At 64.2% G+C, this 20,264-nt stretch carries 18 protein-coding genes and 1 pseudogene; 8 read left to right on the forward strand and 11 right to left on the reverse strand.

All coding sequences use genetic code 11. From position 1 onward, the window contains the following. Positions 1 to 14: 14 nt before the first annotated feature. From ACSQ84_RS28840 to ACSQ84_RS28850, 3 genes are all read left to right on the forward strand, one after another. Entirely contained in the window at positions 15 to 2,147 is a 2,133-nt protein-coding gene (locus ACSQ84_RS28840) for a DUF294 nucleotidyltransferase-like domain-containing protein (protein WP_436215110.1), read from the forward strand. A gap of 173 nt (positions 2,148 to 2,320) precedes the next feature. Next, positions 2,321 to 2,995, forward strand: a complete 675-nt coding sequence (locus ACSQ84_RS28845; RefSeq protein WP_436215111.1) for a response regulator transcription factor — start codon at positions 2,321 to 2,323, stop codon at positions 2,993 to 2,995. Between the two features lie 16 nt (positions 2,996 to 3,011). Next, positions 3,012 to 3,686, forward strand: a complete 675-nt coding sequence (locus ACSQ84_RS28850; RefSeq protein WP_436215112.1) for an HAD family hydrolase — start codon at positions 3,012 to 3,014, stop codon at positions 3,684 to 3,686. A 60-nt stretch (positions 3,687 to 3,746) separates the two neighbouring features. Here ACSQ84_RS28850 and ACSQ84_RS28855 read toward each other — a convergent pair whose 3' ends face one another. The 9 genes from ACSQ84_RS28855 to ACSQ84_RS28895 form a co-directional block, all read right to left on the reverse strand. Continuing rightward, a complete protein-coding gene (locus ACSQ84_RS28855; protein WP_436215113.1) occupies positions 3,747 to 7,256 on the reverse strand; it encodes a PAS domain-containing hybrid sensor histidine kinase/response regulator in 3,510 nt (1,169 codons plus the stop codon). 151 nt (positions 7,257 to 7,407) lie between these two features. Next, entirely contained in the window at positions 7,408 to 8,637 is a 1,230-nt protein-coding gene (hemA, locus tag ACSQ84_RS28860; RefSeq protein ID WP_436215114.1) for a 5-aminolevulinate synthase, read from the reverse strand. A 230-nt stretch (positions 8,638 to 8,867) separates the two neighbouring features. Beyond that, positions 8,868 to 9,068: a hypothetical protein gene (locus ACSQ84_RS28865; protein WP_436215115.1), complete on the reverse strand. Its 201-nt coding sequence runs from the start codon at positions 9,066 to 9,068 to the stop codon at positions 8,868 to 8,870. Positions 9,069 to 9,096: 28 nt separating this feature from the next. Then, a complete protein-coding gene (locus tag ACSQ84_RS28870; protein WP_436215116.1) occupies positions 9,097 to 9,393 on the reverse strand; it encodes a hypothetical protein in 297 nt (98 codons plus the stop codon). A gap of 71 nt (positions 9,394 to 9,464) precedes the next feature. Then, positions 9,465 to 9,713 carry a hypothetical protein gene (locus ACSQ84_RS28875; RefSeq protein ID WP_436215117.1) on the reverse strand — a complete coding sequence of 83 codons (249 nt, stop codon included), beginning with the start codon at positions 9,711 to 9,713 and terminating at the stop codon, positions 9,465 to 9,467. 131 nt (positions 9,714 to 9,844) lie between these two features. Beyond that, entirely contained in the window at positions 9,845 to 10,906 is a 1,062-nt protein-coding gene (locus tag ACSQ84_RS28880) for an MBL fold metallo-hydrolase (protein WP_436215118.1), read from the reverse strand. 187 nt (positions 10,907 to 11,093) lie between these two features. Next, the gene (locus ACSQ84_RS28885; protein ID WP_436215119.1) at positions 11,094 to 13,238 is read right to left on the reverse strand and encodes a methyl-accepting chemotaxis protein; all 2,145 of its coding nucleotides are present in this window, start codon (positions 13,236 to 13,238) and stop codon (positions 11,094 to 11,096) included. A 265-nt stretch (positions 13,239 to 13,503) separates the two neighbouring features. Next, the gene (locus ACSQ84_RS28890; protein WP_436215120.1) at positions 13,504 to 14,229 is read right to left on the reverse strand and encodes an outer membrane protein; all 726 of its coding nucleotides are present in this window, start codon (positions 14,227 to 14,229) and stop codon (positions 13,504 to 13,506) included. A gap of 247 nt (positions 14,230 to 14,476) precedes the next feature. Then, the gene (locus ACSQ84_RS28895; RefSeq protein ID WP_436215121.1) at positions 14,477 to 14,797 is read right to left on the reverse strand and encodes a hypothetical protein; all 321 of its coding nucleotides are present in this window, start codon (positions 14,795 to 14,797) and stop codon (positions 14,477 to 14,479) included. A 99-nt stretch (positions 14,798 to 14,896) separates the two neighbouring features. Here ACSQ84_RS28895 and ACSQ84_RS28900 point away from each other — a divergent pair, with 99 nt between their 5' ends. Beyond that, positions 14,897 to 15,109: a hypothetical protein gene (locus ACSQ84_RS28900; RefSeq protein ID WP_436215122.1), complete on the forward strand. Its 213-nt coding sequence runs from the start codon at positions 14,897 to 14,899 to the stop codon at positions 15,107 to 15,109. A 22-nt stretch (positions 15,110 to 15,131) separates the two neighbouring features. On the opposite strand, the gene ACSQ84_RS28905 is transcribed toward ACSQ84_RS28900, so the two are convergent. Together ACSQ84_RS28905 and ACSQ84_RS28910 are read right to left on the reverse strand one after the other, a co-directional pair. After that, positions 15,132 to 16,604: a GH1 family beta-glucosidase gene (locus ACSQ84_RS28905; protein WP_436215123.1), complete on the reverse strand. Its 1,473-nt coding sequence runs from the start codon at positions 16,602 to 16,604 to the stop codon at positions 15,132 to 15,134. A gap of 56 nt (positions 16,605 to 16,660) precedes the next feature. Then, entirely contained in the window at positions 16,661 to 17,632 is a 972-nt protein-coding gene (locus tag ACSQ84_RS28910) for a glycoside hydrolase family 16 protein (RefSeq protein ID WP_436215124.1), read from the reverse strand. Between the two features lie 307 nt (positions 17,633 to 17,939). Here ACSQ84_RS28910 and ACSQ84_RS28915 point away from each other — a divergent pair. The 4 genes and pseudogenes from ACSQ84_RS28915 to ACSQ84_RS28930 all read left to right on the forward strand — a co-directional run. Then, positions 17,940 to 18,344, forward strand: a pseudogene (locus tag ACSQ84_RS28915) (DUF2267 domain-containing protein); the annotation flags it as partial. Between the two features lie 60 nt (positions 18,345 to 18,404). After that, positions 18,405 to 18,845, forward strand: a complete 441-nt coding sequence (locus ACSQ84_RS28920) for a CBS domain-containing protein (protein ID WP_436215162.1) — start codon at positions 18,405 to 18,407, stop codon at positions 18,843 to 18,845. Between the two features lie 79 nt (positions 18,846 to 18,924). After that, on the forward strand, positions 18,925 to 19,353 hold the full coding sequence (locus ACSQ84_RS28925) for a CBS domain-containing protein (RefSeq protein WP_436215125.1): 429 nt from the start codon (positions 18,925 to 18,927) through the stop codon (positions 19,351 to 19,353). 1 nt (position 19,354) lies between these two features. Next, the gene (locus ACSQ84_RS28930) at positions 19,355 to 20,263 is read left to right on the forward strand and encodes a complex I NDUFA9 subunit family protein (protein ID WP_436215126.1); all 909 of its coding nucleotides are present in this window, start codon (positions 19,355 to 19,357) and stop codon (positions 20,261 to 20,263) included. The last annotated feature ends 1 nt before the right edge of the window (position 20,264 follow it).

Raw genomic sequence — 20,264 nt, forward strand, 5'->3', positions numbered from 1 at the left:
GGCAGGGAGGGGCGATGGACAGGGCAAACAGCGGGGCTCCGCTTTTGTCGCTCGACGCCGTTGTCATCGATACCGAAACCACCGGGCTCGATCCACGCTATGCGCGCGTGATCGAGCTTGCCGGGCTACGGCTTTCGGCCGGCAAACCGGTTGCCGACGGCTCGTTCCGTCAATTGCTGCGGCCGGCCGGTCAATCGATTCCCGCCGAGACGACGCGCGTCCATGGCATCGACGACGCCATGGTCGCCGACGCGCCGCTGTTTGCCGATGTCTGGCCGGGCTTCCGTGCGTTTCTCGGTCAGGCGGTGGTGATCGGGCACACGGTCGGGTTCGACCTCGCCGTGCTGAAGCGCGAATGCGATCTCGCCGGCTTGCCGTGGATACGGCCGCGGACGCTCGACACGCGGCTGCTGGCGCAGATCGCCGCACCGGAATTGGCCGGCTATACGCTGGAGCACCTCGCCGCCTGGCTCGGTGTCGGCACCGCCGACCGGCACTCCGCCCTCGGCGACGCGACAACGACCGCGCGGGTGTTTCTGGCACTGGTACCGAGACTGCGCGACCACGGTATCCGCACCATTGCCGAAGCGGAACGGGCCTGCCTCGCCCTCACGGCTGTACTCGACGATCAGGCGCGCAGCGGCTGGATCGATGCCGTCGAGGCTCCGGCACGTGCCGATGCGGAAGGGACCCTGAAACGCTTCGACAGCTACGCCTATCGGCACCGCAACCGCGACATCATGCGGGTGCCTGCGGTGTTTGTTGAGCCCGGCATTTCGATCCACGATGCCCTCGCGCGGCTCGCGAGCGAGAGAATATCGGCGGTGTATGTCGGGCCGCATGCGGTTTCCGGCGGCGTCAAGGCGGCGGAGGCGGGCATTGTCACGGAACGCGACCTGCTGCGCGCGATCGCGCGGTTCGGCGCCGCCGCGCTCGATCTGCCGGTCGGGCAGATCGCGAGCCGGCCGCTCGCAGCGGTTCCGGCGGACGCCTTCGTCTATCGCGCCATCGGCCGCATGAATCGTCTCAAGACCCGACATCTCGGCGTCGTCGACGAGGCCGGCGACGTGATCGGCGCCTTGTCGGCGCGGGACCTGCTGCACCTGCGCGCCGGGGAGGCGATCTCGCTCGGCGAAGAGATCGACGATGCGGCGGACGCGCACGCCCTGGCGGTTGCCTGGGCCAAGCTGCCGCGGGTCGCGGAATCCCTGATGGCGGAAGGACTGCCCGGCCGCGACATCGCGGAAGTGATTTCCCGCGAACTCGGCGCACTGACCGGGCAGGCCGCCGTGATCGCCGAGCGGATCATGTGGCAGCGCGGCGAGGGCGAACCGCCATGCGGTTACGCCATGATCGTGCTCGGCTCGGCCGGGCGCGGCGAAAGCCTGCTGGCGATGGACCAGGACAATGCGGTGATCTTCGAGCGCGGCGAGCCTGATGGCGAGGAGGATCGCTGGTTCGCGGGCCTCGGGACCCATGTCGCGGATATCCTGCACGAGGCCGGCGTGCCGTATTGCAGGGGTGGCGTCATGGCGAAGAACGCGCCCTGGCGCGGCTCGGTCGCAACGTGGCGGAATCGGATCGACCACTGGATCATGCGCGCCAATCCCGAGGATCTGCTGTCCGTCGATATCTTCTTCGACCTGCGCGCCGTCCATGGCGATGGCAGTCTTGCCGTCGCCATCAGGCAGGCTGCCTTCGCGGCCGCCGAAGGGCAGGCCGCGTTTGCCAAGCTTCTGGTCGAGGACGTCAGCATTCCCTCGAGCCTGAAGCTTTTCGGCGGCATCCGCACCAAAGGCGGCCGCATCGACCTCAAGGCGGCCGGGCTTTTTGGTATTGTGGCCGCCGCACGTGCGATGGCGATCCGCCATCATGTGTTGGCGCGATCCACGCCGGCGCGGCTCGCCGGCGTGAAGGCGCTGGTCGATGTCAGCGAGGCCGATCTGGATGCGCTCGTCGCCGCGCAGGGCGTGTTTGTCGATCTCATCCTGGCGCAGCAGATTGAGGATATCGCGCACGGAACTCCGCCCTCCAACAAGGTCGCGGTCAAGCGATTGTCGGTCCGCGACCGCGACCGATTGCGTGTCGCGCTGGGTGCCGTCACCAACATCGATGAACTGACCCGCGATCTCTTGTTCCGCGATTGACGCGCGCCCGTGCCGGAGGTCTTGCTGCGGTGCACAAATTCGGAGATTAACCGCTTTGCGGCGTGCCGGTATTGCGCGCTTGCATGCGGCAGCCGGGCAGGGGACAATTGAACACCGCTTGACCGACAGAATGCGGTTGAACGGTTTGCCGCAACGCTTTTCACAAGAAATAAATGACTGCCGCTTCCAGCACCCATCTCGTCATTGCCGATGATCATCCCCTATTCCGCGACGCTTTGCGGCAAGCGGTGACGAGCGTTGTGGGTTCGGCTGTGATCAGCGAGGCGGGGTCGTTCGACGAACTGACCGCGCTGCTCGAACGGGATTCCGACGTCGACCTGATCCTGCTCGATCTGACCATGCCGGGGATTAGCGGCTTCTCCGGCCTGATTTACCTGCGCGCGCAGTATCCGGCGATCCCGGTGGTGATCGTGTCCGCCAGCGACGATGCCGGAACCATCCGAAGGTCGCTCGATTTCGGCGCCTCCGGCTTCATTCCCAAGCGCTTCGGGGTCGAGACGCTGCGCGACGCCATCATGAAAGTGATGGAGGGCGACGTTTGGGTTCCGCAGGACGTCGATCTGACTGCCGCCAACGATCCGGACATGACACGGCTGCGCGACCGGCTGGTGACGCTGACCCCGCAGCAGGTGCGGGTGCTGATGATGCTGTCGGAGGGGCTGCTCAACAAGCAGATCGCCTATGAGCTCGGCGTGTCGGAGGCGACCATCAAGGCGCATGTCTCGGCGATCCTGCAGAAGCTCGGCGTCGAAAGCCGCACCCAGGCGGTGATCGCAGCCGCGAAAATCTCCGGCGGCCAGTGGCGCCAGGGTACGCCGACGGCGTAACCGCAAAGAACTCGGAATGCCGCCAGTATCAGGGAAAGCGCTGCTGTTCGACATTGACGGCACGCTGGCCGATACCGATGCGCTGCACCTGGAAGCGTTCAATCAGGTTCTGGGCCCGCGCGGTCACAGCTTTGATCATGCGCGCTTCTCCAGGGAGCTTCAGGGATTTTCCAACGCGTCGATCAGCGCGCGATTTCTCGCCGGGGAGCCGCCGGCGCGCCAGGTCGCCATCATCGGCAAGAAGGAGGCAACCTTCCGCAGGCTCGTTGCCGGGAAAATTCAGCCATTATCCGGCTTGATGACGTTGCTTGACCGCGCCGATCGCGCCGGCATCCCGATGGTCGCGGTCACCAATGCGCCGCGCCTGAATGCCGAGATGCTGCTCGCCGGGCTTGGGATCACCGATCGGTTCAAGGCGCTCGTCATCGGCGACGAACTTGCCCACGGCAAGCCGCATCCCATGCCGTATCTGGAAGGTTTGCGCGCGGTGAGTGCCGCGGCCGCTTCATCCGTTGCGTTCGAAGATTCCCGCTCCGGCATTCAATCGGCTTCCGCGGCAGGCATTGCGACGATTGGGATCCGAACGAGCCTTGCTCATGCGGACATGGTCGCGGCCGGCGCCGTCACGACGGCCAGGAACTTTGACGACCCGGAATTGGTTCGGATGGTCGGGGCAACCATGGACTGGTGAAGGCGGGGATTTTCCCGCTATCGCTGCGCTTCGCCCATCCTGCGCTCTACGGTCTCGCGCCTACTCCGCCGCCACCAGCTGCTGGGCCCGCCACTGACCGATCAGCGCCCGGAGCGAGGCCGGTTTGACCGGTTTGTTGAGCACCGCGATATTTTCCTCGCGCGCGGCCGCCCGCACATTCGGGCTGCGGTCGGCCGTGATCAGGATGGCCGGAATGTTCTCGCCGAAACGGCGGCGGATCTCGCGGATCGCGGCGACGCCATTGCCGCGGTCGAGGTGATAGTCGACCAACAGGCCCGTGACGCTGCCGCCGGAGGCCTCGATCGCCGCGATCGCCGCCTCGGGGTCAGCCACCGCGATCACCTCGGCGTCCCACGCCGTGAGCAGCGTCCTCATGCCATCGAGGATTGCCGGGTCGTTTTCGATGCAGACGATCAATGCGCCGCTCATCGGCGTCTTCGAGAGCGGCGTCGCGCTGGTGACCGCGGCGGTATAGTTGACCGCCTTGGCAACCGGCACCGTGACCGAGAAGACCGAGCCGCCGCCGGCATTGGCGTTCAGCGCGATGCTGTGGTTGAGCACCCGCGCCAGCCGCTCGACGATCGAGAGCCCGAGGCCCAGCCCGCGCGCGATCCGCGCGCCTTGTTCGAGACGGTGAAACTCCTTGAAGATCTCGCCGCGCTTCTGCACGGGGATCCCGACGCCGGTGTCGTAGATGCCGATCTGCAGGCTTTGCCCGTGGCGGCGGCAGCCGACCAGCACCCGCCCGCGCGGGGTATATTTGATGGCGTTGGAAATGAAGTTCTGCAGCAGCCGCCGCAGCAGCGAGCGGTCGGACTCGACCGGCAGCGAGCACGGCACGAAGGTCAGCTCGAGCCCTTTGGCGCGGGCGATCGGGGCGAATTCGATTTCCAGCGACCGCATCAGGTCGCCCATCCGGAAGCTCGTGATCGAGGTCGTCATCGCGCCGGCGTCGAGCCGCGAGATGTCCAGCAGCGCGCCGAGGATTTCCTCGATCGCCTCCAGCGAGTCGTCGATGTTCTCGACCAGGCGCGAATCCTCGCCGCCGCTCTGGCGCTCGACCAGGCTCGTGACGTAAAGCCGCGCCGCGTTCAGCGGCTGCAGGATGTCGTGGCTGGCGGCCGCGAGAAACCGCGTCTTCGAGATGTTGGCGTCCTCGGCGGTGCTCTTGGCCAGCGCCAGTTCGGAATTCAGCCGGGTCAGCTCCTCGGTGCGGTCCCGCACGCGCTTTTCCAGCGTCGCATTGGAACGCTCCAGCGCTTCCGCCGCCTCGAAGCTTGGCGTGACGTCGGAGAAGGTGATCACCAGCCCGCCGCCCGGCATCCGGTTGGAACGGACCTCGATCACCATGTGACGGTCGGGCAGGCGCTCCAGATAGGGCTCGCCCTCGGTGGTGTAGGCTTTGAGCCGTCGCGCCAGCAGGACGTCGCCGTGGCCCGAGCCGGGCGGGCTGATGGCGTCCATGAATTCGAGGATCTCCTGCAAGGGAATCCCGAGTTGCACCAGATGCGGCGGCAGCGCGAGGATTTCTCCGAACTGCGCGTTCGAGCAGATCAGCTGCAGGTCCGCGTCGAACACCGCAATACCCTGGCGCACATGGTTCAGTGCGGTCTGCAGGATCTCGCGGTTGAAATGCAGCGCGGCATGGGAATCGTCGAGCAGCTTCAGCGCCGCCTTGGCGGAGACCGTGCGCTTGCGCAGCAACAGCGACATCACGAGGCGCGAGGAGGCCGCCCCGATCGAGGACGCGATCAGGCGTTCGGCGTGCTGCAGCAATTCGAAATCGGCAGGCGCGGCCGGATCGAGATGGCCGGGGTGGGCGGCGGCAAAGGCCTCGAACGCATGGCGGGCGCGGTCGGGGCCGAGATACTGCGCCACCGTGCTCTGGATCTCCTGCACGGTGACCGTGGTGCGCCAGCGCCGGAAGGTGGGGGCGATCGGCGTCAGCGTGCTTGGCACGAACAGGTCGGCCTGCAACCGTTCGATCGAGGACGGCTGGCGCGCCATCGACATCACGATGTAGGTCAGGATGTTGAGCGCGAGCGACCACAGCACGCCATGCATCAGCGGCGGCAGATCGGCGCCGAACAGCGCCCGTGGGCGCAGCGCCTCAATGCCGAACGGTCCGTGCTGCAGGAATTGCAGCCCCGCCGTGGTGGTTTCGAGGAAGCTCGGCAGGAACAGCGTATAGATCCACACGGCGACGCCGACCAGCATGCCGCCCATGGCGCCGCGCGCGGTGCCCTGCCGCCAGAACAGGCCGCCGAAGAAGGCGGGCGCCAGCTGGGCAAGGGCCGCGAACGACAGCAGCCCGATCGCCGCGAGTTGGGTGCTGCCGAGCGCGCGATAATAGAAATAGGCCATCACCATGATGGCGAAGATCGCAAAGCGCCGCACCTTGAGCAGGAAGTCGCCGAAATCCTGCCCGCCCGCGCGCGTCCGCGGGCTCCGCTGCAGCACCAGCGGCAGGACGATGTCGTTCGAAACCATGATGGAAAGCGCCACGCATTCCACGATCACCATCGCGGTCGCAGCCGACAGGCCGCCGACAAAGACGGCGATGCTGAGCAAGGGAGCGTTTCCCTCCATCGGCAGCGCCAGCACGAACATGTCGCTGTCGACGGCGCCGAACGGGAAGGTGACGAGGCCCGCGATGGCGATCGGGATCACGAACAGATTGATGGCGACCAGATAGAGCGGAAACAGCCAGCGCGCGCGGTTGACCTCGTCGATGCTGGAATTCTCGACCACGCTGACGTGAAACTGCCGCGGCAGCAGCATGATCGCGCAGAACGACAGCAGCGTCATGGTCAGGAAATTGCCGATCGAAGGCGTGTAGTTGATCGCGCGCACTGCTTCCGGCGTCTTCATCGCGCGTTCGATCAGCTCGACCGGCGAGAACATCCAGAAGGTGACGAAGGCGCCGGCGGCGATGAAGGCCACCAGCTTGACGATGGATTCGGTGGCGATCGCCAGCATCAACCCGTGCTGGTGTTCGGTGGCGTCGGTCTGCCGGGTCCCGAACAGCACGGCGAACACCGCCATCGCCAGCGTCACCACCAGCGCGATGTCGCCGATCAGCGGTATCGAGGAGAACATCCTGTCCTCGCTCAGGATGGTTTCCAGCGACGAGGACATCGCCTTGAGCTGCAGCGCGATGTAGGGCACCGACCCGATGATCGCGATCACGGCCACGGTCGCGGCCACCGCCTGGCTCTTGCCGTAGCGCGCGGCGATGAAGTCGGCGATCGAGGTGATGTTCTGCGATTTGGCCAGCTGGATCACGCGGCGGAGCAGCGGCGTGCACAAACCGATCATCAGGATCGGGCCGACATAGATCGCGAGGAAATCGACACTGGTGCGGCTGGCGAAGCCGACCGAGCCGAAGAAGGTCCAGGAGGTGCAATAGATCGCCAGCGACAGCGGATAGATCATCATGCTGGCGCGGCCGCGTTGGCTCGGCGACAGGCGGTCGCCATAGCTGGCGACGACGAACAGCAGTCCGATATAGGCGAATGCGGCGGCGATCACGCCCCAGTCGTGCAGCATTGCTGCCTGTCTCCCTTCCCGGCCTCTGTTCGGACGCGTTTTGTGCACCCGCGCCGGGCCGCAAGCGCCAGTATAAACGCATTGAGCCGGCAGCGCATCGCGCTACCGGCCCGATTCTCGGGGGTTTTTGAAACGCGCAGGGCCGGCAGCGTTACTCGGCCGCCAGCGATTTCTGCTTCAGCGGCAGGCCGAGGCGTTCCCAGACTTGCAACAGCGCCTCGGCAAGCCCGTCGATCAGGCCGTCATCATGGTAGGGCGAGGGCGTGATCCTCAAGCGCTCGGATCCCTTGGCGACTGTCGGATAGTTGATCGGCTGGATGTAGATACCGTGCTCTTCGAGCAGGATGTCGGACGCCTTCTTGCAGTTCTCGGGATCGCCGACGAACAGCGGCACGATGTGGGTGTCGCTCGACATCACGGGCAGGCCGGCGGCGTTCAGGATCGCCTTGACGCGGGCGGCGCGGTCCTGGTGGCGCTCGCGCTCCCAGCTCGAGGTTTTCAGGTGGCGGATCGCAGCCGTGGCGGCCGAGCAGATCGCCGGCGGCAGCGCGGTCGTGAAGATGAAGCCCGGCGCATAGGAACGCACGGCGTCGATGATGTCGGCATTGCCGGCGATATAGCCGCCGAGGCAGCCGAAGGCTTTCGCGAGCGTGCCTTCGAGCACGTCGATGCGATCCATGACGCCGTCGCGCTCGGCGATGCCGCCACCGCGCGGGCCGTACATGCCGACGGCGTGCACTTCGTCGACATAGGTCATCGCGCCATATTTCTCGGCGAGATCGCAGATTTTGGCCAGCGGCGCGATGTCGCCGTCCATCGAATAAAGGCTCTCGCAGGCGATCAGCTTGGGCCGGTCGGGACCTGCGGCGATCAGCAGTTCTTCCAGATGCGCCATGTCGCTGTGGCGGAAGATCTGGCGCTCGCAGCCGGCCTGGCGCACGCCCTCGATCATCGAATTGTGGTTGAGCGCGTCGGAGAGAATGAGGCAGTTCGGAATCAGTTTTGCGATGGTCGCGATGCCGGTCTGGTTCGAGACATAGCCCGAGGTGAACAGCAGCGAGGCTTCCTTGCCGTGCAGATCGGCCAGTTCGGCCTCCAGCTGCACCAGCGGGTGATGGGTTCCGGCGATGTTGCGGGTGCCGCCGGCGCCGGTGCCGACCCGGGTCGCGGTTTCGACCATGGCGCCGACCACTTTCGGGTGCTGGCCCATGCCGAGATAGTCGTTGGAACACCAGATCACGACGTCGCGCTTGCCCTTCGGCGAGTGCCAGACCGCATGCGGGAAGCGGCCCGCGATCCGCTCGAGGTCGGCGAAAACCCGGTAGCGCCGCTCGTCATGCAGGCGGTCGAGGGCGGCGGAGAAGAATTTGCTGTAATCCATCACAAGACCTGACAAGAACCCTGGAACCAACTGGCCGGAGCGGCGTGAGGCCTTTTTAGAGCTTTTCCAGGTTTGGTGTCTATGTGAAATCACACATTTCAGCCGGCCTCCGGAATGCACCGGAGACAGGGTAAATCTCGATCTCGATCAACACGCTAAGTGGGATCTAGGGGCCCGGTATTTTGGCCGCCCGCCGCAATCCTGGGTAATCCAGCGCGCCGCTGATCCGATCAGGAGTCGAGTTCCCTGATGGCGCGATTGGCCGCGATGATGGCGTCTTCCTCGGACTTGCTGTCCTCCGCCGTCACGAAGCCCCGGATCGCCCCGCCCCGCGTGATCGTGGCCGGCTGGACGATCGGCGTCATATTGGCCCGCCAAAGTCCGGGCTGCCGCTGAAAGGTAATGATTCGGTAGTCCGACACTTTGGCCATTGCCGTCCTCTTTCACCCGCCGCGCGGCTCAGCAACCGCGACAGATATTATTCAGTTTGGAGGTGGTGCGGGCGTTCTCCGCGAGGAAGGGATCCTTGTATTCGGGCCGTGAGGCGTCGCTCTCGATCGCCCTCGGCTTTTCCTTGGAGCTTTCCTTAAAGCCTTCCTTGGAGCCCTTCCTGGGCGTCGCGATTTTCGGAGGCTGCGCCGCGTCGTAGCAGGCGAGCCGTGCGCTGTCGTTTTCAACCGCGTGGCACTCCGGGGTTGCGGCGAGCGCGCTTGGTGCGAAGGCGCACAGCGCCACGACAGCGATAATTGTTTTCATCTATTTTCCTTTGCGGGCGAAATTGCCCCGGGGCAGAAAGTTGCATTTCAAGAGGTCACATTTCAGAAAGGTTACATGGACGAATAGCGAACCGCGCTCTTCAACGCGCCGTCGATCTCATCAGCCAATTCCGCCTCTCCGATCTCGTGAAGGGCTGCCGCCAGCGTCGATGCCTGCACCGCGCTCATCGAAAGCGGTTCGGCCGTCTCATAGCTGAACTTGATGCGCCAGATACCGCCGGGGCTGCGGTGCGGCTCGATCAGCAGCGCCGGAAGATCAGGCAGACCGTTCTCATAAAGCAGAGCCGAGCGGGTCAGCATGACGGCGTCAAATCAATGCCGCCGCTGGGTAAGGTTTGAATGTTGGAATTTGTCTGGCGCGACAGCCGGGAGAACATGCCCGCGACCGTGCGCCCTTTTGCAGCCAATAGCCATGGATTAGTTTGCAAGCGTCAGGTGGTCCGGAAATACAGCACGCCATCGATCGCTTCGGAGGTCAGCCGTCCTTCGACCAGCATGTAGTTGACGTGGGCGATCAGCTCGCCGGCGGCAAAACCCATCTGGTGGGCGTCCAGCACGTGCTTGTGGAACACGACCGGCACCAGTTCCTTCGAGGTCTGCGGCACGCTCCGGCAGGCTTCGGCGATCAGCCGGCAGCGGTCCTCGTGATGGTCGGCCAGCTGCTTGATCCGGGTCTTGAGGCCGTAGAACGGCACGCCGTGGCCGGGTAGCACCATCACGTCGTAAGGAAGCGTGGTGGTCAGGCTCGCCAGCGAGGCCAGGTATTCGCCGAGCGAGTTCTGGTGGGGCTCGACCGCCCAGACGCTGACATTGGGCGAGATCTTGCTCAGCACCTGGTCGGCGGAAAGGAACAGCTTGTCGGCGGCGCAATACAGCATCACCTGGTCGAGCGCATGGCCGCCGCCGGTGATGACCTTGAAGCGCCGCGTGCCGATCGAAATTTCGTCGCCATGCGAGATCCGGCGATAGGACGGCGGCAGGATCGACACCTGCTTCAGATAATCCTGGCCGCGGCTCAGCAAGGTATCGGTCAGGCTCTCGTCCATGCCGTGGCGGCGAAAGAACAGCCGCTGCGCGTTGCGGCGCTCCTCGGTGCCGCGGTTCTGGTGATAGACCGATTGCAGATATTCGACCTGCGACATCTGCAGCGAGCAGTCGAAGCGCTCGGTGATCCAACCCGCCAGTCCGACGTGATCAGGATGCGAATGGGTCACGATCAGCCGGGAGACTCTGACGTGCCGGAGCGGGCCCTCGAACAGCGTGGTCCAGGCTTCGATGGTTTCCTCATTGCCGAAGCCGGAATCGATCATCGCCCAGCCGTCGCCGTCGGCCAGCAGATAGATGTTTACGTGATTGAGCCGGAATGGCAGCTTCAGCCGCACCCACAACACGCCCGGCATCACCTCGACGACCTGATCCTGGCCGGGGTGATTTTCCCAGGGGTAGCGCAGGGCCTCGGCCGAGGACTGAACGGTGTCTGTTTTCGAGTGCATGCTACCGGCTTACCCGCACATTTGGCGCCGCGCTAGCCGAAAAAGCAGGGGCCTGTCCGGATAAAAAGCATGCCCGTCATTCCGGGGCGATGCGCAGCATCGAGCCTCAGGTGCGCAATTGCGCACCGGGGAATATCGAGATTCCGGATTCTATGCTGCGCATTAGCTCCGGAATGACGAACACCAATCACGCCGCCCGGATATTTCCCAGGAACGCGTCGATTTCCGCCCGCAGCACGTCGGCTTCGCGGCGGAGCGCGCCGGAAGCGGTCAAGACCTCGCCGGCGGCGGTTCCCGCTTCGGTCGAGGCTGAGGAGACGCCGACGATGTTGCTGGAGACCTCGCTGGTGCCGCCGGCGGCATGCGAAATGTTGCGTGCGATCTCGCGCGTCGCCGCACCCTGCTCCTCGACAGCAGCCGCGATCACGGTGGTGACGTCGTTGATCTCGCCGATCGTATGGCTGATGCTGCGGATCGCGGTGACCGCCGTCGTCGTCACCGTCTGCATGCTGACGATCTGCTGGCGGATCTCATCGGTGGCCTTCGCGGTCTGGGTGGCGAGGCTCTTTACCTCGGAGGCGACCACGGCGAATCCGCGGCCCGCTTCGCCGGCGCGGGCCGCTTCGATGGTGGCGTTCAGCGCCAGCAGATTGGTCTGCGAGGCGATGGTCTGGATCAGATCGACCACCACGCTGATGCGGGCGGCGTTATCGGCCAGCCCCTGCATGGTGGCATCGGTGGCGCCGGCTTCCTCGACCGCCTTGCGGGCGATTTCCGCCGAGGTGACGACCTGACGGCTGATTTCCTCGATCGACGAGGACAGTTGCTCGGTGCCCGACGACACCGTCTGCACGTTGACCGAAGTTTCTTCGGCGGCGGAAGCCACCGCGCTCACCAGCGCGCTGGACTGGTCGGCGGTCGCCGACATGCTCTGCGCGGTGGTCTGCATCGAGCCGGCGGCGGTTTGCAGACTGTCCAGCGCTGATTGCACGGTGGTTTCGAATTCGACGATGCGGGCTTCCATGCGCGAGGCGCGCTCGGCCTTGGCGATGCGATCCTTGTCCTGGTCGGCCGTGAGCGCGCGTGCGGCGATCATGCTCTCGCGGAACACCTGCAGCGATTCCGACATTTCCGCGATTTCGTCGCTCTGGCCGGAACGGTAGATCTGTGATTCGAGATCGCCGCTCGACAGTAACTTCATCGAGCTCTGCAGGGCGCCGATGCGCCGCAGGATGTTGCCGCCGACATAGAGCCAGACGAACAGCACAGATCCGATCAGGGTCGCCGCCCCGAGGCCGAGCATCACCGTGGTCGCCAGCGAAATCTCCTTGCCGGCCTGCAGGGTCGAGGCGTCGGTCTCGCCGCGCACCCCGTCCACCAACTGCTGCACGCTGATGCCGAGGCCGACATTGAGCTTGCGGGTTTCTTCCAGGATGGTCTGGCCGTAATCGGCGGCGTCCAGTTCCTTCTGGCGAACCTTGAAGACGCCGGTCTTGCCTTCGCCGAGCGCCTGCAGGCCCGTGGAGGCGGTGCGCAGCGCCGTCGTCGCGGAATTCTTCGGCAGCAAATCGAGATTGGATTTGAGGCGTTGTTGCGCGCTGCGGGTTTGCTTCTCGATGGTTTCGAGCGTGTCGCTGCTCTCGGAGGAAAGCGCGGCCATCATGTTGAACGCCGCCAGGTTGCCGGCGGCGACGATGTCGCCGAGCTGCTCGACGGTTTTCTCCGCCTTGGTGGCCTCATCCTGGGAGAAATCGGCGGCGCCGAAAATGCCGTTGAGCTGGGTCTGGGCGTCGACCATCGCGGGTGCTGCGGCCTTGACGAAAGCGGCTTGGGCTGTGCGCAGCGCTTCATACAGCTTGTCGTGCTGGGCGGCGGTTTCCAGCCGTTCGCGTGCCGCGCCGCCGAGGCTCTTGATCATGTCCTCGATGTTCTTCACCGTCTCGGTGAGGGCCGCCACGGTATCCTTGTTGGCGCCGAATTTGGTGATCTCGCCGAGCCTTTGCAGGGTGATCCGCTGGGTCTCCTGCATCTTCCCGGCGCGTTCGTTCAGCATCTCCTCGCTGCGCGAGGCCAGCAGCCCCGGCCCCTGGCTGGCCAGGCTGGCGCTCTCCGCCGACAATTGCAGGCTGGCCGCGAGGCGGGGGATATCCCGTCCGCTCAGTTCGACCATGGCGCCCCCCAGATGCCCCAGCACCAGGCCGGCCCCGGCGCTGATGACGATCGCCATGCCGGCGATGACGGCGAAAGCGGCAAACAGGCTGCCCCTGACGCCGAATTTTGGAAAGCCGAAACCCTTGAGCCTGATCTTGCCGATGCTGGAAAATATCGCCATTTGCCGCCGCCCCGTACCGCTACCCCTGGATGAATCCCCGCGGCAGTATCGTGGTACCCGGTTAACAACTTTGGAAAATGCGCACGGTTTTCGCGATTTTGAGCGCCGACGCGCCATCGAACATTGTTTGAAAAACTCAGGCGGACTCTTTGTTTTGACGCGTTTGCTTCACGCGAACCGGCGGCCAATTCGCTCGAAAACGCTATGGGGCAAACAAAAAGGCCGGCGTGAACGCCGGCCTTTTCGCGCCTCCCTGTAGAAGCGATCAGTACCGCGCGGCGATCGGTGCTGCGAAGTTGAACCGATAATTGACGCCGACCTTCAACGTATGCTCGTCGTTATGGAAGGTGCCAAAGGGAGCCAGCGCAACCGGGGTCACGAAGCGGGTGGTGCCGAAGTCGTAATACATGTACTCGGCCTTGGCCGACCAGTTCGGGGCGAACATGTATTCGAGGCCGGCGCCGACCGTGTAGCCGTTGCTGTGATTCTTATCGAGCGTGAAGGCGACCGGAACGCCGCCAAAAGTCAGCGTGTCGCGATTGTTGGAATAGGCGTAGCCGCCTTTGACATAGAGCATGCCCGGGCCCCAGGTGTAGCCGACCCGGCCGGTGATCGACGCGATTGCGCGCTGATCGTGGTTATAGACGAAGCCGTTGGGGAAAATCGCATTGAGGTTGTTGTCGCCGAGCCAGCTGTACTGGCCCTCGGCGCCGACGACCCAGTTCGGCGCGAACTGATAATCGGCGCCGGCCTGCACGCCGCCGAGCAGGCGGGCGCTGTGGTCGCTGAGCACGAGGCCGTTGAAGGTGTTGCTGCTCGAGAACGCGCCGCCGATGTGCGCGCCGAGATAGAAGCCGGTCCAGTTGTAGAGCGGCGCGGCATAGGCCGGCGCCTTGCTGTAGTAGGGCCGAGCGCCCATGTCGGCGCCGAGGGCCGGGGACGCCGCGCCCAGGGCTGCGAGAACGACGGTGGCGAGCAGGAACTTCTTCATGGTCTTGGGCTCCGGAAAAATCGTTGGGAGACACCGCATGCGGGCGTCGTCCATGGCGATCAGTTAGACAGCTTTTGAATAAAATGCTGTCACTTGCCGGGCACATCGGTTGATAACCCAACCCATTGGAGAACAAACGTTTTTTGTGCTTAATGAAGTGCTATTTTTGGTGCTTAACGGCGCCCTAATGAAAGCTTAAGCAAGGCTTAAATCGGGGCCCTTGAGGCGGTGCCCCCGCGAAAGCTGCTTAACCAATGCGCCGCCGCACGTCGCCGCGCATCTGCTCGCGGAACGCCTGCCGCCGTGCCGGCCGGTCCTTCTCAGGCACGTCATGGCGGTCGAACACGTTGAACATGTCCAGGATCGGATAGCGGTCGCTGGCCATCGCCAGGATGCGCAGCAACTCGGCCACGGGGCCGGTCGGGCCGGTGACTTCCCATTTCCGGATGGTGTTGGCGCCGTCGTCCGGCGGCAACCCGCAGAGCTTGGCCATGTCGGCCACGCCAAGGGGTTGGCCGATCGCTTCACCGAGGTCTTGGCGCAGTTTCTTCAGTTCCGGACCGGTCACGTCTTCTCCGTTAAAACGACTTCTGTGAAGTACGTCACACACCGTGGCCGGCGTGCAAGCTATACGCAGCGCCATCAGTTCCTCGAGGAGGAAGCAACCATGCGCCGCTTGATCGAAAGTCTTGCCCCCGACAGCCGCCGGATCTACTGGCGCTGGGTCGGTGGCATTTTCGGCCTTTATGTCGTGTTGATGGTCAGCGCCGCCAGCATGTTCATGAGCCACGAATCATCACGGAACGTGCGGCATGAAGGCGCCGCGACTGTGGCGGTCAAGGGCGATCGCGCGCCGTCACAGCGGGTGGCGCTGCATTGAGCCGTTCAATGGTCGAGCGGCTTCAGACGCCGATCGCGTTGCGCGTCACGACGTCGCGATAAAACGACGCACTGAGCTTTGGCGTCCGGCGCTGGGTTTCAAAATTGACGTGGATGACCCCGAAGCGCTTTTCGTAGCCGTAGATCCATTCGAAATTGTCCATCAGGGTCCACAGGAAATAGCCGCGCACCGGCACGCCCTCGGCCACGGCACGCTGCAGCTGCCGCAAATAGTTGCGCAGGTACATGATGCGGTCGAGGTCGTAGATCTTGCCGTCGGCATGCACCCTGTCTTCCGACGAGGTGCCGTTCTCGGTGATGTAGATCTCCTTGATGTTCCAGACCTTGGCCGCGAGCCGCGGCGCCCAGTAGATCGTTTCGGGGCCGACCCGCAGCCAGTCGGCACTCATGTGCGGAAACGAGCCGGGAAACGGCAATACCGACCAGCCCGGCTTCTTGTCTGACGCTGCGATGTAGAATTGCGGCGCGTAGATGTTGAGGCCGACGAAATCGTTGGGTGAGCCGATGATCTTCAATTCGTCGGCGGTGAATTTCGGCGCGTCCTTGCCGGCATATTCCAGAAAGCCGTCGGTGTATTTGCCCTCCAGCATCACGCCGAGCAGGCCTGCGTTCATTTCGCGGGTCGCGATTTCGGCGGCACGGACGTTTTCGGGCGTGTCGAAGGCCGGCACGCAGGTCGCGATGTTCTCCGCCGGGCCGACCTTGGTGCCGGCGCGGCCGCGGGCGCGGATCGCCTGCACCGCGAGGCCGTGGCCGAGCACGACGTTGTGCCGTGCCTGATTCAATTCCGCCGCCGGCAGCTTGAGGCCAGGCGCATCGATGCCCCATCCATAGCCGAAATTCAGGAAACGTCCGGCTTCGTTCAGCGTGAAGACGTATTTGACCCGGTCGGTCAAACGCTCGGCGATATAGCCGGCGTAATCGGCGAACGCCTTGGAGGTGTCGCTGGACTGCCAGCCGCCGACGCGATCCTGCAGCGCCTGCGGCAGGTCCCAATGATACAGCGTGGCATAGGGTTCGATGCCGCTAGCCAGCAGTTCGTCGACCAGGCGGTTATAGAAGTCGAGGCCCTTGGGATTGGGCTTGCCGGTGCCATCAGGGAAAATCCGCGGCCACGCGATCGAGAAGCGATAGTGCCTGACGCCGAGATCGCGGATCAGGCCGATGTCTTCCTTGTAGCGGTGATAGTGTTCGTTGGCGCGGTCGCCGGTGGTCCTGTCCTCGATGGTGCCCGGGGTGTGGGCGAAGGTGTCCCAGATCGAGCGGCCGCGGCCGTCCTCGTTGACGGCGCCCTCGATCTGGTAGGCCGATGTCGCGGTGCCCCACCGAAAATCTTTCGGGAAACGGGCGGGGGCGTGCGGGTCGGCGGCCGGCTTTTGCCGGGTGCTGGCCGCGTCAGCCGCTGTCGCCGCCAGCCCCAGCGCGGAGAGGCCCGCCAGTCTGGCAAAGTGCCGGCGCGAGAATTTTCCGGGCATTACGTACTCCGTCAGCTTCGTTGCTGCCGGCGTGCGTGTCCCGGCCGGTCACATCATCAGTATGTATCAATTTGATAGGCCGAAATCCGGTCGATCTCGAATTCCACCACATTGGGAGACAGGCCGTCGACGAATCCGACGCCCTCCATCGTCTTCGAGCCCATCGCAAGATTGACGATCATGTACATCGGGGCGTCGAAGCCGACCGGGACCTTGATCTCCGACACCGGCCTGCGGTCGATGAAATAAATGATGCGATCGCGCAGCCACAGCACACCATAATTGTGGAATTCGTTCCTGGTATCGGCGACCGCAAAGTCGAACCCGCAACGTTCGACGCGTCCGGTGGCCGGAATCCGCCAATGCGTGGTCATGACGATGTTGTCGTGCTGCTGTCCGCGGCCTTCCATCACGTCGATTTCCGGCGGCCAGCCGCCATCGTCGGCGAGCATCCAGAACGCCGGCCACACGCCGACGCCGGCCGGTATCTTCGAGCGCATTTCGAAATAGCCGTACTTCTGCGTGAATTTGCTCTGCGTGGTGAGGATGCCCGAGATGTATTCGTTGTTGAACAGCAGGGACTTCAGGTCGGGCGGGGTTCTGCTGGCGATGATCGAGAGGATACCATTGCGGACCCGAAACGGATCGAGCCCGAGCGGCACCGTGGCCCGCCCGGCATAGACCGAGTCGACGTAGATCTGCTGTTCGCCATTGTAGCTGGTCTTGCGCTTGAAATCGGAGCCTTCGCCGCCCCAGTAGCGCGATTGCGGCCAGGCGGCGCCGCCGGCGTAGTGCGGCACCCAGCGCGCCTCGACCAGCGGATGCACATCGAAATCATCGTGGAAAGTCCGATGCAGCGACACCGGCACGAGGGCATCCCCCGCTTCGATCTTGCGGCACCGTTCACCAATGGCGCCGGTCGGCGCCTGCAAGGTGAGTTGCGGCAAGGCGAGCGCGGGGTCGCTTTGCGCGAAAGCCGGCGCGGCTGCGAAAAGACTGCCGATCAATGCGAGAACGTGCGGCCTCAATCCGTCAATCCTTCGATTCGGCATGCACGTCGCGGTCTGCGGGATGAGGGCATCGAAAATGCTGGCGCTGCCGGAGGCTTGGAATTGTCGACTGCTTTATTACCAATGGAGTGCTTTGGCTGCCAGACCCAGGGTTCCCGGGTGCGGCGATATGGACCATCTTATCGCGAACGGCGGCGTGAACCGGCACCAATAACAGCAAGGAATGGCCGATGCTCCGTTCCACATAATCTCTGCAATCCCGTTTGGAACCAGTTCGGCGCGCGCCCGTTCCGCCACAAACGACCTGAACTGGCGGAGATGCACCATGAGCACGAATGGTCTTGAAACTTTCGACAGATCGATCCACGCCACCAATCTTTGGCTCAAGGAAATTTCCAAGGAGCTCGGCCCCGATCGCCGGCTGGCCTGGCGCGTCCTCGGGGTCGTTCTCCGCGTCTTGCGGGATCGGCTTCCGGTTGACGATGCGGCGCATCTTGCCGCCCAGATGCCGCTGCTGATCAGAGGCGCATTTTACGAACAGTATCGGCCCGTCGTGCAGCCGGACTCGATACGTTCGCGCGCCGAGTTCATCGCGCGCGTGGCCGACGGCCTCGATGGCGGAGGCAAGCCTGTCAATCCGGAAACAGCCATCAAGGCGGTGTTACGCGCGGTCGACCGTCATATCGGCGAGGCCGAAACCGCAAAGATCCGCCATGTGCTGCCGGGGGACATCAGGGCGCTCTGGCCGGCCCATGCCGGCGCGCAGCAACGCAAGCGCGGCGACGGAACGATGAAGGTCGCCGATGTGATGACCCGCGACGTCCGTCTTGCAAGCCCGGATGATACCCTGCAGGCGATCGCCAGCCGCATGGCGGACGAAGACATCGGCTTTCTGCCGGTTGGCGAAAACGATCGTCTGGTCGGCACCATTACCGATCGCGACATCGTCGCACGCGCCGTCGCGCACGGCATGGATGGAAAAAGCTGCGTGCGCGATGCGATGACCCACGACGTCATGTATTGTTTTGAAGACGAGAGCATCGACGATGTCATTCACAACATGAGCGACATCCAGGTCCGGCGGATGCCGGTCATCGATCGCAACAAGCGCCTGGTGGGCGTCGTCTCGATGGCCGATGCCGCGATCAAGTACAATCCAGCCGTGACCGGCGCTGCGATGTGCGGGGTGATGCAACCCGAAGGTTTCCACCCCCCGTCGCCGTCAATGTAGCCGTCGAGGCCAATGTCGTGGCAGGCATCCTCTGAAATCTGCACGCGGCAGCGGACCAGTCCAGCAATGGAGGTCAACCATGCAAGTCAACGAAATCATGACACCGACGGTACAACTCGCCGATCCCAACATGACGATCCGCGATGCGGCACGGCGCATGCGGGCGGATAATATCGGTGCACTGCCGGTTGGCGAAAACGACCGCCTGATCGGCATGGTCACCGATCGGGATATCGTCGTGCGCGCAGTCGCCGAGGAGCGTGCGGCCGGCAATACGACGGTTCGCGAGGTGATGTCGGAGGGCATCTGCTACTGCTTCGCGGATGACGATACCGAAGGCGCGGCGCAGATCATGGCGAAGCACCAGGTACGCCGCGTGCCGGTGCTCAACCGGGCCAAACGGCTGGTCGGTGTGGTTGCGCTCGCCGACCTCAGCCGTGCGGAGGATGAAGTGGCTCAGGATGCGATGAAGGATATCGCCGAGCCGAGCGACAAGCCGCGGCGCTGAGGTGGCGACGGAGCTGCAGAAAGTTGCGGTGTTCGGCGGCACCGGCTTTTTGGGACGGCGCGTCGTTCGACACCTGCTCGATCGCCATTTTGCCGTGCGCGTTGCATCTCGCCGGCCCGAGCGCGGTGGCGCGATCGTCCGGGGCACGTCACCGACGCTGGAGTTCGTGCGGGCGGACATCAGCGATGCCGCCTCGATCGACGCGGTCGTTGCGGGAACGTTTGGCGTCGTCAACGCCGTGAGCCTTTACGTCGAGCAGGGCGGGCGGACCTTCCATTCCGTGCATGTCGAAGCCGCTGCCAGGCTGGCCACGCGTGCGCGCGAAGCCAACGTGGCGCAGCTGGTGCATGTTTCGGGTATCGGCGCCGACGCCGCGTCGGCTTCGCCGTACATCCGCAGCCGTGGCGAGGGCGAACACGCGGTCCGCGCCGCATTTCCGCTGGCGAGAATCATCCGCCCGGCGGTCATGTTCGGGCCCGACGACGCATTTCTCGTTCCGCTGGTCAAACTGCTGCGCAAGTTTCCGGTCTTTCCGCTGTTCGGGAGCGGACGTACGCAGCTTCAACCGGCTGGCGTGGAAGACGTGGGAGCTGCGATCGCGCGCACGCTCGAAGCGTCTCAGGCCGAACCCATCCATGAGCTGGGTGGTCCGCACATTTACAGCTATCAGGCCCTGCTGCGAACGGTCTGCGATCATCTCGGCCTGCAACGCCTGTTCGTTCCCGTGCCGTTCGTCATGTGGCAGGCACTGGCTTTGCTCGCGGAAAATTTGCCGGGACCGCCGATTACGCGCAACCAGATTGACCTGATGCGAATGGACAATGTCGCTTCGCCCGATTGTGCAGGCTTCGGCGCGCTGGGTATCGAGCCGCATGGAATCGAAGACCTGCTCCGTCAGCAAATGATATGAC

The sequence above is a fragment of the Bradyrhizobium sp. LjRoot220 genome (assembly GCF_964252915.1).
Classification (GTDB): Bacteria; Pseudomonadota; Alphaproteobacteria; order Rhizobiales; family Xanthobacteraceae; genus Bradyrhizobium.